This is a genomic window from Mycobacterium branderi, assembly GCF_010728725.1.
In the GTDB taxonomy this organism is placed as follows: domain Bacteria; phylum Actinomycetota; class Actinomycetes; order Mycobacteriales; family Mycobacteriaceae; genus Mycobacterium; species Mycobacterium branderi.
In genome coordinates, this window is sequence record NZ_AP022606.1 from 306,681 (window position 1) to 318,931 (window position 12,251).

Sequence of the window (12,251 nt, forward strand, 5' to 3'; positions counted from 1 at the left end):
GACCGGCTGACAGCTAAGCAGGCTTCTACTCGGCGGGGTCGGGCAGCACCCGCAGATGGCCGCGGCGGCGGCCGGTGCCGGCGGGGCGCGGTGCGGCCGGGGTCAGCACGGCGCCGCTGGGACTGGGGACCGGGGTCGCGTCGGGGTCGGCAAAGCCGTTGACCGGTGGTCCGGCGGGGACCGCGGCGCGGCCCTCGCGCACCGCCTCGGCCAGCGCGACCAGATCGTCGTCGTCGGACGGGACGGACAGCGGGCCGGAGTGGCGGACGAGCTCCCAACCCCGCGGCGCGGTGATGCGACCGGCGTGGCTGACGCACAAGTCCCAGGAGTGCGGCTCGCGGGCGGTGGCGAGCGGGCCGATCACCGCGGTGGAGTCGGAGTAGACGAACGTCAGCGTTGCCACCGCGTAGTGCGGGCACCCGGGCCGACAGCAGCGACGCGGAACATTCACGATCGAGAGGCTATCGTGCGCAAACGTCCTCGCATCGGGTGACACGCGCATTGGTCCGGGCTGCGATGTGCAACCGTTACCATCGGCGCGTGAGCGATTCGCGCAGCTCTGGGCGCTCGATGCGCAGATCTGCGTCGCGGCGGGGGCGCGAGATGCGCGGTCCGCTGCTGCCGCCGACGGTGCCAGGATGGCGCAGCCGCGCCGAGCGTTTCGACATGGCAGTGCTGGAGGCCTACGAGCCGATCGAGCAGCGCTGGGCCGACCGGTTGTCCGGGCTCGACGTGGCCGTCGACGAGATCCCGCGGATCTCGGCCCGCGATCCCGACAGCGTGCAATGGCCGCCCGAGGTGATTGCCGACGGGCCGATCGCGCTGGCCCGGTTGATCCCCGCGGGAGTGGACGTGCGCGGTAATGCCACGCGGGCGCGGATCGTGTTGTTCCGCAAGCCGATCGAGCGGCGCGCCAAGGACACCATCGAACTCGCCGAATTGCTGCACGAAATTCTGGTGGCTGAGGTGGCCACGTATTTGGACGTCGAACCCTCGGTCATCGACCCGACGATCGACGACGACTGACGCGCGGGCGATCGCAAGCGCGGCGCAGCCGGGCGCGGCGGGTCGCCCGCTGACTAAGCCTGCGCGTTAGACGATGCCGCGCTTGAGGCGACGGCGTTCCCGTTCGGAAAGCCCGCCCCAGATGCCGAACCGCTCGTCGTGCGCCAGTGCGTACTCCAGGCACTCGGTGCGCACCTCGCAGCCCAGGCAGATCTTCTTCGCCTCCCGGGTGGAGCCGCCCTTCTCGGGGAAGAACGCCTCGGGATCGGTCTGCGCGCACAGCGCGCGGTCTTGCCATTGGTCGGCGCTAACCGGCGCCGGCTCAAAGACTTCCGGCACTTCGGGTGCGCTGGGCACCAAACTCAAGTGGGGTCGAGCTGCGGCCCCCGCCGTCGCCGCGCCGGTATTGGTGTGCGGTGTGCTTCCCATCAGGCCCCGTAGGTGCTCATAGGACATGCTCCGCCTCCTCACCTGATTTCGTTGATTCGTGAAACTCGCCCACTGTTTTGATGTGCGGCCATCTCAATTCGAACAGATGATCGAATCTCGGTCTGCGACACCGAATCCGGCCGGCCAACCGGGAAATGACACTGATGAGATTACACACGTGTTATCAGCCGTGGTCAAGCGATTGGGAAGATTTCCATACCATCTCGTGACCGTTTTTTGACGGCACTGCCGCCAATTCGGCCCTCGGCGTGTCGGCGTAGGGTCGTCGGATGTGAAGGTCACGGTTCTGGTCGGCGGGGTCGGCGGCGCCCGCTTTCTTCTCGGCGTGCAGCACCTGCTGGGCTTGGGCCAATTCGCGGCCGAGGGCGCGGCCGGCGATCACGAGCTGACGGCGGTGGTCAACATCGGCGACGACGCTTGGATGCACGGCGTGCGGATCTGCCCTGACCTGGACACCTGCATGTACACCCTGGGCGGCGGGGTCGACCCGCAGCGCGGCTGGGGTCATCGCGACGAATCCTGGCACGCCAAGGAGGAACTGGCCCGCTACGGCATGCAGCCCGACTGGTTCGAGCTCGGCGACCGCGACTTGGCGACCCACCTGGTGCGCACCCAGATGCTGCGGGCCGGCTACCCGCTCACGCAGATCACCGCCGCACTCTGTGACCGCTGGCAGCCCGGAGCACGCCTCCTGCCGGCCAGCGACGACCGATGCGAAACCCACGTTGTCATCACCGATCCCGCCGACGGCAACCAGCGCGCGATCCACTTCCAGGAGTGGTGGGTGCGCTATCGCGCGCAAGTTCCGACCCACAGCTTCGCCTATATCGGGGCCGAAAACGCCCATGCCACAACGGACGTGCTCGACGCCATCGCCGACGCCGACGTCATCATGGTGGCGCCGTCGAATCCGGTGGTGAGCATCGGTGCCATCCTGGCCATCCCCGGAATCCGCGGCGCACTGCGATCGGCGGATGCGCCCGTCGTCGGCTACTCCCCGATCATCGACGGAAAACCGTTGCGCGGCATGGCTCAGGAATGTCTTTCCGTGATCGGTGTGGAATCCACCGCCGAGGCGGTCGGCCGGCATTACGGCGCACGGTCGGGCACCGGCATCCTGGACTGCTGGCTGGTCCACGAGGGCGACCACGCCGACATCGACGGCATGACAGTGCGATCGGTACCGCTGCTGATGACCGATCCGAACGCGACGGCCAAGATGGTCAGCGCCGGACTGGAGCTCGCGGGCGTCGCAGCGTGAGCGAACACGGCACCGCGGCAGCGGTCGAGATCCTGCCCGTCACCGGCCTTCCCGAATTCCGTCCCGGCGACAACCTGGGCAACGCCATCGCCGAGGCCGCGCCGTGGCTGCGTGACGGCGACGTGGTGGTGGTCACCAGCAAGGTGGTGTCCAAATGCGAGGGCCGGCTGGTGGCCGCCCCCCACGACCCGCAGGCGCGGGATACGTTGCGGCGAAAGCTCGTCGACGCCGAGGCGGTCCGGGTACTTGCCCGCAAGGGTCGCACGCTGATCACCGAGAACCGGCTCGGGTTGGTGCAGGCAGCCGCCGGGGTAGACGGTTCGAACGTCGGGGTGACCGAATTGGCGCTGCTGCCAACAGATCCCGACGCCAGCGCCGCCGCGCTGCGTGCCGCGCTGCGCGAGCGGCTGGGCGTCACCGTCGCGGTGGTGATCACCGACACGATGGGCCGGGCGTGGCGCAACGGACAGACCGACGTGGCCGTCGGCTCGGCCGGCCTGGAAGTGCTGCACGGTTATGCCGGGGCGGTCGACGCCCACGGCAACGAACTGATCGTCACCGAGATCGCCGTCGCGGACGAGGTCGCCGCGGCGGCCGATCTGGTCAAGGGCAAACTCACGGGGATCCCGGTGGCCGTGGTTCGCGGATTGCCGGCGTCCGACGATGGTTCGACGGCACGGCAACTGGTGCGTTCGGGCACCGAGGACCTGTTCTGGCTCGGCACCGCCGAGGCAGTGGAACTGGGCCGCCGCCAGGCTCAGCTGCTGCGCCGATCGGTGCGCCAGTTCGCCGACGAGCCGGTGCCGCACGATCTCGTCGAGGACGCGGTGGCCGAGGCGTTGACCGCACCGGCCCCGCACCACACCCGGCCGGTTCGGTTCGTGTGGCTGCAGACTCCCGCGGTGCGCACCCGGTTGCTGGATCGCATGCGTGAGAAGTGGCGCGCCGACCTCGCCGGTGACGGCAGGTCGGCCGACGCGATCGAACGGCGGGTGGCTCGCGGCCAAATCCTTTACGATGCACCGGAAGTCGTCATCCCGATGCTGGTACCCGAAGGCGCGCACAGCTATCCCGACGCCGCCCGCACCGACGCCGAGCACACCATGTTCACCGTCGCGGTGGGCGCGGCGGTGCAGGCGCTGTTGGTCGCGCTCGCGGTCCGCGGCGTGGGCAGCTGCTGGATCGGTTCGACGATCTTCGCCGCCGACCTGGTCCGCGACGAGCTGGGGCTGCCGGCCGATTGGGAACCGTTGGGCGCCATCGCGATTGGCTATCCGACGCAACGCCAGGAGCCCAAAGACCCGGTGCCGGTGACCGACTTGCTGGTGCGCAAGTGAGCGTCCGGGAGTCGGCGATTGCGCTGCTGTCCGACTGGCAGGCCCCGGATCCGGCTCAGGATTCGGTGCGCCACGCCGTATTGGCGTTCCTGCTTGCCCGCGACGATGCCTGCCGCCGCGAGTGCGTGCCCGGTCACGTCACCGCCTCGGCCCTGGTGCTCGACGACGCCGGCGCCCGGGTGCTGCTCACCCTGCATCCGCGGCTGGGCCGTTGGGTCCAGCTCGGCGGGCACTGCGACGACGGCGACGACGACATCGCGGCGGCAGCGCTGCGGGAGGCCACCGAAGAGTCGGGTGTCGCGGGTCTGCGGCTCGCCGAGTTGGCGGCCATCCATGTCCATCCCGTGACGTGCTCGCTGGGTGTGCCGACCCGCCACCTCGACCTGCAGTTCGTCGCGCACGCCCCGCCGGGTGCGCAGATCGTGATCAGCGACGAGTCGACGGATTTGCAGTGGTGGCCGGTCGATGCGCTACCCGAAAGCGCCGACGATGCGCTGGCTTACTTGGTCGCCCGCGCGTCGAGTGCGGACTTGTGACACGCGTTCGTCGAAAAACCGTGCCTCAAGCCCACATTCGGCGCAACTAGACGTCGCTCGAGTAGCGGATTCCGCCGTCGGGAATCGAGACGCCGGGCCAGACCCGCGCGCCGCGCAGTAGCTCGCAGCGGGCGCCGATGTCGGCGCCGTCGCCGATCACGCCGTCGCGGATCAGCGCCCGCGGGCCGATCCGCGCGCCGAAGCCGATGATCGAACGCTCGATCACCGAGCCGGCCTCGACCTTCACCCCGTCGAAGATGACCGCACCGTCGAGCCGTGCGCCGGGCCCGATCTCGGCGCCGCGCCCGACCACCGTCCCGCCGATCAACACCGCGCCCGGGGAGACCGCCGCTCCGTCGTGCACCAACTGCTCGCCGCGCTGCCCGCGCAGGGCCGGCGACGGCGCAATGCCGCGCACCAGATCCGCCGAGCCGCGCACGAAGTCCTCCGGCGTGCCCATGTCCCGCCAGTAGCTGGTGTCGACGTATCCGCACACCTTGACCCCGTCGGACAGCAGCGCCGGGAACACCTCGCGTTCGACCGAGACCTCCCGGCCCCGCGGTATCCGGTCGATGATCTCGCGGGAGAACACGTAGCAGCCGGCGTTGATCTGGTCGGTGGGCGGATCCTGCGTCTTCTCCAAAAACGCTGTGACCCTGCCGTTTTCGGTCGGCACGCAGCCGAAGGCGCGCGGGTCGCCGACGCGCACCAGATGCAGCGTCAAGTCGGCCCCATTGGAGCGGTGGTAGTCGAGCAGCTGCCCCAGATCGGCCCCGGAGAGCACGTCGCCGTTGAACACCATCACCGTGTCGTGGCGCAACCGGCCGGAGACGTTGGCGATTCCGCCGCCGGTGCCCAGCGGGTGCTCTTCGGTGACGTATTCGATCTGCAGCCCCAGTTTGGAACCGTCGCCGAACTCCGCCTCGAACACCGCCGGCTGATACGACGTGCTCAGGATCACGTGCTCGATGCCGGCGGCGGCGATGCGCGACAACAGATGCGTGACGAACGGCAACCCGGCGGTGGGCAGCATCGGCTTGGGCGCGGACAGCGTCAACGGCCGCAACCGGGTGCCCTTGCCGCCGACCAGCACGACGGCGTCTACTGGTGCCACTACCGCCGCCTTTCTGCGCTGCGCACCATCAGGCGCGCCCGGATCGCCAAACCGGCGCGAAACGACCACCGCAACGGCGCCCGCCACCACCCGGAATGCCGGTCGGCGAGGAAGGTGTAGGTGCTGTTGTGGTGGGCGATCAGGTTGCGCGCCGACTGGCGACCCGTGGCGTGCCCCTTGTGGTGCAGGACTTCCGCCGACGGCACATACACGTTGAGCCAGCCTGCTCGGCCCAGCCGGTCGCCGAGATCAACGTCTTCCATGTACATGAAGTAGCGCTCGTCGAAGCCGCCGATCTGGTCGAACGCCGCCCGGCGCACCAGCAGGCACGACCCGGACAGCCAGCCCACCGGCCGCTCGCTGGGTTCCAGCCGCTCCTGGCGATACGCCGTCGACCAGGGATTGCTCTTCCACAGCTGGCCCAGGACGGCGTGCATGCCGCCGCGAACCAGGCTCGGCAGGTGGCGCGCCGACGGGTACACCGACCCATCAGGATCGCGGATCAGCGGGCCCAGCGTCGCCGCTCGCGGCCAGCGGGCCGCCGCGTCCAGCAGCGCGTCGATGCTGCCGGGCCCCCACTGCACGTCGGGGTTTGCCACCACGACCCATTCGTCAGCCTCCGGAAGCTGCGCAACCGCCCGGTTGACCGCGCTGCCATAGCCCAGGTTGGCGCCCGTGGAGAACAGCCGAACGTTCGGGTAGCGCTCGACGGCCGCCTCCGGCGCCCCGTCGGTGGAGCCGTTGTCGGCCATCAGGACGCTCAGCGGCCGCTCGGTGGCCAGCGACAGCGAGGCCAGGAAGCGGTCCAGGTGCGGGCCCGGCGAATAGGTCACCGTCACCACCGGCAGGACGTCACTCACGCATAGAGGGTAGCGACAACGCTTCGGCCAGCGCGTCGCGCCACGGCCGCAACGGCGTCAGCCCCGCCTCGGTCGAGACTCGGGCGCCCAGCGCCGAATAGTGAGGCCGGGGCGCCGGCCGCGGCTTCTTGTCGCTGCTGATCGGCCGCACCCGCTCCGGGTCGGCTCCCACACCGGCGAACACCGCGCGGGCCTGCTCGAACCGGCTGACCGCGCCCGCGTTGGCGGCATGCAGCACGGGCGCGCGCACGCCGTCGTCGACCACCTGCAGCAACGCGTCGGCCAGGTCGCCGACGTAGGTCGGTGAGCCGGTTTGGTCGTCGACAACCTCGACAGGCCCGTCCCCGGCGGCCAGTCGGCGCATGGCGGCGACGAAGTCGTTGCCGGTGCCGCCGGTGTAGACCCAGGCGGTGCGGACCACGATGGCCTCCGGCAGCGTTTTGCGGACGGCCACTTCGCCGGACAGTTTGCTACGCCCGTACACGCTCAGCGGCCCGGTTTCGTCGTCGGGCTCGTAGGGGCGGCGGGCCGAGCCGTCGAACACGTAGTCGGTGGAGATGTGGATCAGCCCCGCGCCTACGTCCGCGCAGACCCGCGCGATGTGTTCCGGGCCCTCGGCGTTGACCGCATGCGCTCTGGCCTCGTCGCTTTCCGCGCCGTCGACGTTGGTGTAGGCGGCGCAATTGACCACCACGTCGCCGCCTCGGATGATCCGCTCGGCGGCGCCGGGGTCGGTGATGTCCCACTGCGACGACGTCAGCGCCAGCACGTCGCGCCCCTGCCGGGCCGCCTTGGCCGCCAGAACGCTGCCGAGCTGTCCGCCGGCGCCGGTGATCACGAGCCTCTGCATGATCTTGAGTCTGGCACGCCGACGCATGCAGCTACCGGCGATACCGCTGTGACACAAGTAGTCTGAAGTGATGCCTGCGCAACGTGTGGTTCGTGTGGTTGCCACCGTGGCGGCCGTGGCCGTCGTGCTCGGTACCGGGGTGGCGTGGAGCCAGGTCCGCTCGTTCGAGGACGGGATCTACCACATGTTCGCCCCGTCGCTGGGCCAGGGCGGCGACGACGGCGCCGTCGACATCCTGCTGGTCGGCATGGACAGCCGCACCGACGCGCACGGCAACCCGCTGTCGGCCGAGGAACTGGCGGCCCTGCGGGCCGGCGACGAGGTGGCCACCAACACCGACACGATCATCCTGGTGCGCATCCCCAACAACGGGAAGTCGGCCACCGCGATCTCGATCCCGCGCGACACCTATGTCTCGGCACCGGGGTTGGGCAAGACCAAGATCAACGGCGTCTACGGACAGGTGAAGGAGGAGAAGCGGGTCAGCCTCGTCGAATCCGGCGTCGACCCCGCCCAAGCCGAGGCGCGCGGCACCGAAGCCGGCCGGGAGGCGCTGATCAAGACGGTCGCCGACCTCACTGGCGTCACCGTCGACCACTACGCCGAGATCGGCCTGCTGGGTTTCGCGTTGATCACCGACGCCCTCGGCGGCGTCAACGTCTGCCTCAAAGAGGCCGTGTACGAGCCACTTTCGGGCGCCGACTTTCCGGCCGGCTGGCAAAAGCTCAACGGCCCGCAGGCGCTGAGCTTTGTCCGCCAGCGCCACGATCTGCCCCGCGGCGACCTGGACCGGGTGGTGCGCCAGCAGGTGGTAATGGCCTCGCTGGCCCATCAGGTGATCTCGGGCAAGACGCTGTCGAGCCCGGCGACCCTGGAGCGGCTGCAGGGCGCCATCCAGCGCTCGGTGGTGCTGTCGTCCGGTTGGGACATCATGGATTTCGTGAAGCAGCTGCAGAAGCTGGCCGCCGGCAACGTCGCGTTCGCCACCATCCCGGTGCTCGACGAAGCCGGCTGGAGCGACGACGGTATGCACAGTGTGGTGCGGGTCGATCCGCACCAGGTGCAGGAGTGGGTCGGCGGCCTGCTGCACGACCAGGCGGAGGGCAAGACCGAGGAGATCGCCTACACGCCGGCCAAGACCACCGCGAGTGTCTTCAACGACACCGACATCAACGGGCTGGCCTCTGCGGTGTCGCAAGTGTTGAGCGCCAAGGGTTTTGCCGCCGGAACCGTCGGCAACAACGAAGGCGCGCACGTGACGGGCAGTCAGGTGCAGGCCGCCAAGGCCGACGACCTGGGCGCGCAGGCGGTGGCCAAAGACCTCGGCGGGCTGCCCGTCGTCGCCGACGCGTCGGTGCCGGCCGGCACGGTGCGGGTGGTGCTGGCCAACGACTACACCGGCCCGGGATCCGGGCTCGACGGCGGCGCCTCGCCGATGGCGGTGTCGTCGAATGCCGGCGGGGTCTCGAATCCCGACGCTCCCCCGCCGTCGCCGATCCTGACCGCGGGCACGGACAAACCGGAGTGTGTCAATTAACCTCAGCCAAGCGGTTCTCGACCCGATGCTGCGCGCCGACCCGGTCGGCCCGCGCATCACCTACTACGACGACGCCACCGGCGAGCGCATCGAGCTCTCCGCGGTGACGCTGGCCAACTGGGCCGCCAAGACCGGCAACCTGCTGCGCGACGAGCTCGGCGCGGGGTCCGGCAGCCGGGTGGCGGTACTGCTGCCGACCCACTGGCAGACCGCCGCGGTGCTGTTCGGGGTGTGGTGGATCGGCGCCGAAGTCCTGCTCGGCGGCTCCTGGGACGCCGACGTCGCGTTGTGCACCAAGGCGCGCCTGGACGAGGCCGACGCGACCGGCGCCGCCGAGGTGGCAGTGTTGTCGCTCGACCCGTTCGGCCGCCCCGCACCCGACCTGCCGGTCGGAGTCACCGATTACGCGACCGCGGTGCGGGTCCACGGCGACCAGATCGCCGCCGAACCCAACCCCGGTCCCGCGCTCGCCGGCCGCTCGGTCGACGAGTTGCTCGCCGACTGCGAAATCTCCGCAGCTACAAGAGGTTTGACGTCCACCGACCGGGTGCTTTCGTCGGTGTCGTGGGACCGGCCTCCCGGGCTGGTCGACGGGCTGCTGGCGGTGTTGGCGGTGGGCGCGTCGCTGGTACAGGTGGCCAACCCCGATCCGGCGGGGCAGCAGCGCCGGATCGAGACTGAGAAAATCACGCGCGTTTTCGACTAGCGCCCGCCGAACGTGGGGGGTATGGACGAACAGTGGCCGGTTTGTGTGCATACCCCCACGCTCGGCGCGCCGCCCACCCGCCAATCCATATTGGTATCGCAATATTTCTATGTTAGCGTCGAGTGCGAATCGACCTAAAGGAATGGAGTGTGGCGATGGTGGTGCACGGGCTACTCGCAAAGGCGGCCGGGACGGTCGTCACCGGGCTGGTCGGAGTAAGCGCCTACGAAGTGCTGCGCAAAGCCGTGCGCTCGGCTCCGATGCACAATGCGGCGGTGACCGCGACGGAGTGGAGCCTGCGCGGAACCCGGCGCGCCGAGGAAGCTGCGGAGTCCGCCCGGCTCAAGCTCGCCGACGTGGTGGCCGAGGCGCGCGAACGCATCGGCGAGGAGGCCCCGCCGCCCGCCGTCGGAGGCAACCACGACCACGAGCACTGACGTGCACGTCGTTTCCGACGCGGCCGGGCGGATGCGGGTAAAAGTCCCCTGGGTCCGTTCGAATTCGCGGCGCGCGGTCGCGGTCGAAGAGGCCGTCGACAAGCAAAACGGTGTGCGCACAGTGCACGCCTATCCGCACACCGGGTCGGTGGTCGTGTGGTATTCACCGAAGCGCTGCGACCGCTCCGCGGTCCTGGACGCCATCAAGTCAGCCGAACACGTTGCGGCCGAACTGATTCCCGCGCGCACGCCACGCTCGTCGGATGTCCGCAACGCCGAGGTGCTGCGCATGGTGATCGGCGGCGCGGCGCTGGCGCTGCTGGGGGTGCGCCGCTACATCTTCCAGCGCCCGCCGCTGCTCGGCCCGACGGGTCAGCTCGTGGCGACCGGCGCGACGGTGTTCATGGGCTACCCGTTCCTGCGCGGCGCGCTGCGCTCGCTGCGGTCCGGGCGCGCCGGCACCGACGCGTTGGTCACCGCGGCGACGGTGGCCAGCCTGGTGCTGCGCGAGAACGTGGTCGCGCTGACGGTGCTGTGGCTGCTGAACATCGGTGAGTACCTTCAGGATCTGACGCTGCGACGGACCCGGCGGGCCATCTCCGACCTGCTGCGCGGCACCGCCGACACGGCATGGATCCGCCTCGACGAGGGCAACGAGGTCCAGGTGCCTATGGACACCGTGCAGGTCGGCGACGAGGTGGTGGTGCACGACCACGTGGCGATACCGGTCGACGGCCAGGTGGTCGACGGCGAGGCGATTGTCGACCAGTCCGCGATCACGGGCGAGACGCTGCCGGTCAGCATCATCACCGGCGCACGGGTGCACGCCGGTTCGGTGGTACTGCGCGGGCGGCTGGTGGTGCGCGCCAGCGCCGTCGGCAACGAAACCACCATCGGCCGCATCATCGCCAGAGTCGAAGAGGCCCAACATGATCGGGCACCGATTCAGACCGTCGGCGAGAACTTCTCCCGTCGCTTCGTTCCCATTTCGTTCGTCGTCTCGGCGATCACCCTGGCGATCACCGGCGACGTCCGGCGCGCGATGACCATGCTGCTGATCGCGTGCCCGTGCGCGGTGGGGCTTGCAACGCCGACCGCGATCAGCGCCGCGATCGGCAACGGCGCCCGCCGGGGCATCCTGATCAAGGGCGGTTCGCACCTCGAGCAGGCCGGCCGGGTGGACGCCATCGTGTTCGACAAGACCGGGACGCTGACCGTCGGGCGTCCTGTGGTTACGAATATCATTGCACTGCACAAGGATTGGCAGCCTGAGCAGGTGCTTGCCTACGCGGCCAGCTCGGAACTGCATTCGCGGCATCCGCTGGCCGAGGCGGTGATCCGCTCGACCGAGGAACGCCGCATCATCATCCCGCCGCACGAGGAATGCGAAGTACTGGTGGGCCTGGGCATGCGGACGTGGGCCGACGGGCGGACGCTGCTGCTGGGCAGCCCGTCGCTGCTGCAGTCGGAAGACGTCGAGGTGTCCCCCGAGGCCGCGGAGTGGGTGGACAAGCTGCGGCGCCAGGCCGAGACGCCGCTGCTGCTGGCGGTGGACGGCACGCTGGTCGGGCTGATCAGCCTGCGCGACGAGGTTCGCGCCGAGGCGCGCCAAGTGCTGAAGCAGCTGCGCGCCAACGGGATCCGTCGCATCGTCATGCTCACCGGTGACCATCCGGAGATCGCCAAGGTGGTGGCGGCCGAGCTGGCCATCGACGAGTGGCGCGCCGAGGTGCTGCCCGAGGACAAGCTCGAAGTGGTACGCCAGCTCCAGGCAGACGGCCACGTCGTCGGGATGGTCGGTGACGGCATCAACGACGCGCCCGCGCTGGCGGCCGCCGACATCGGGATCGCGATGGGGTTGGCCGGGACCGACGTGGCGGTCGAAACCGCCGACGTGGCGCTGGCCAACGACGACCTGCAGCGCCTGCTCGACGTGCGGGACCTGGGTGCGCGTGCGGTCGAGGTGATCCGGGAGAACTACGGCATGTCGATCGCCGTGAACGCGGCAGGGCTGCTGATCGGCGCCGGCGGCGCGTTGTCGCCGGTGCTGGCGGCGATCCTGCACAACGCGTCGTCGGTGGCCGTGGTGGCCAACAGCTCACGGCTGATCCGCTACCGGATCGCATAGCGGCGATCCGATCCGCAACGCCGGGGGAAG

13 protein-coding genes are annotated in these 12,251 nt (G+C 69.8%); 8 read left to right on the forward strand and 5 right to left on the reverse strand.

All coding sequences use genetic code 11. The features are described 5' to 3' along the window. Positions 1 to 25 precede the first annotated feature (25 nt). Positions 26 to 451: a DUF3499 domain-containing protein gene (locus tag G6N47_RS01770; protein WP_197945462.1), complete on the reverse strand. Its 426-nt coding sequence runs from the start codon at positions 449 to 451 to the stop codon at positions 26 to 28. 152 nt (positions 452 to 603) lie between these two features. Between G6N47_RS01770 and G6N47_RS01775 the strand changes: the two genes are divergently transcribed. Further along, positions 604 to 1,026 (forward strand): metallopeptidase family protein, encoded by a 423-nt coding sequence (locus G6N47_RS01775; protein WP_083129934.1) that lies wholly within the window; start codon positions 604 to 606, stop codon positions 1,024 to 1,026. Between the two features lie 66 nt (positions 1,027 to 1,092). Here G6N47_RS01775 and G6N47_RS01780 read toward each other — a convergent pair whose 3' ends face one another. Then, the gene (locus tag G6N47_RS01780) at positions 1,093 to 1,434 is read right to left on the reverse strand and encodes a WhiB family transcriptional regulator (protein ID WP_083130474.1); all 342 of its coding nucleotides are present in this window, start codon (positions 1,432 to 1,434) and stop codon (positions 1,093 to 1,095) included. A gap of 292 nt (positions 1,435 to 1,726) precedes the next feature. Here G6N47_RS01780 and cofD point away from each other — a divergent pair, with 292 nt between their 5' ends. From cofD to G6N47_RS01795, 3 genes are read left to right on the forward strand one after another with little or no spacing between them, the layout of a single operon-like run. Further along, complete coding sequence (cofD, locus tag G6N47_RS01785; protein ID WP_083129935.1) at positions 1,727 to 2,716, forward strand: 2-phospho-L-lactate transferase; 990 nt, start codon at positions 1,727 to 1,729, stop codon at positions 2,714 to 2,716. Further along, entirely contained in the window at positions 2,713 to 4,053 is a 1,341-nt protein-coding gene (locus G6N47_RS01790) for a coenzyme F420-0:L-glutamate ligase (protein WP_083129936.1), read from the forward strand. The genes cofD and G6N47_RS01790 overlap by 4 nt, the downstream gene beginning before the upstream one ends. Beyond that, complete coding sequence (locus G6N47_RS01795) at positions 4,050 to 4,589, forward strand: NUDIX domain-containing protein (RefSeq protein WP_083129937.1); 540 nt, start codon at positions 4,050 to 4,052, stop codon at positions 4,587 to 4,589. Before G6N47_RS01790 ends, G6N47_RS01795 begins: the two co-directional genes overlap by 4 nt. 46 nt (positions 4,590 to 4,635) lie before the next feature. Here G6N47_RS01795 and manB read toward each other — a convergent pair whose 3' ends face one another. From manB to rfbD, 3 genes are read right to left on the reverse strand one after another with little or no spacing between them, the layout of a single operon-like run. Beyond that, a complete protein-coding gene (gene manB, locus G6N47_RS01800) occupies positions 4,636 to 5,703 on the reverse strand; it encodes a mannose-1-phosphate guanylyltransferase (RefSeq protein WP_083129938.1) in 1,068 nt (355 codons plus the stop codon). Then, complete coding sequence (locus tag G6N47_RS01805; RefSeq protein WP_163659761.1) at positions 5,703 to 6,545, reverse strand: glycosyltransferase family 2 protein; 843 nt, start codon at positions 6,543 to 6,545, stop codon at positions 5,703 to 5,705. The genes manB and G6N47_RS01805 overlap by 1 nt, the downstream gene beginning before the upstream one ends. Positions 6,546 to 6,555: 10 nt before the next feature. Further along, positions 6,556 to 7,413: a dTDP-4-dehydrorhamnose reductase gene (gene rfbD, locus G6N47_RS01810; RefSeq protein ID WP_232080098.1), complete on the reverse strand. Its 858-nt coding sequence runs from the start codon at positions 7,411 to 7,413 to the stop codon at positions 6,556 to 6,558. A gap of 67 nt (positions 7,414 to 7,480) precedes the next feature. On the opposite strand from rfbD, the gene G6N47_RS01815 reads away from it, so the two are divergent. The 4 genes from G6N47_RS01815 (at position 7,481) to ctpC (ending at position 12,221) form a co-directional block, all read left to right on the forward strand. Next, a complete protein-coding gene (locus tag G6N47_RS01815) occupies positions 7,481 to 8,950 on the forward strand; it encodes an LCP family protein (RefSeq protein WP_139799311.1) in 1,470 nt (489 codons plus the stop codon). A 25-nt stretch (positions 8,951 to 8,975) separates the two neighbouring features. Next, positions 8,976 to 9,656, forward strand: coding sequence for a TIGR03089 family protein (locus G6N47_RS01820; protein WP_083129942.1), 681 nt, complete (start codon positions 8,976 to 8,978; stop codon positions 9,654 to 9,656). 155 nt (positions 9,657 to 9,811) lie between these two features. Then, positions 9,812 to 10,093, forward strand: coding sequence for a DUF1490 family protein (locus tag G6N47_RS01825; protein WP_045381500.1), 282 nt, complete (start codon positions 9,812 to 9,814; stop codon positions 10,091 to 10,093). 31 nt (positions 10,094 to 10,124) lie between these two features. Next, complete coding sequence (ctpC, locus tag G6N47_RS01830; protein ID WP_083130475.1) at positions 10,125 to 12,221, forward strand: manganese-exporting P-type ATPase CtpC; 2,097 nt, start codon at positions 10,125 to 10,127, stop codon at positions 12,219 to 12,221. Positions 12,222 to 12,251: the final 30 nt, after the last annotated feature.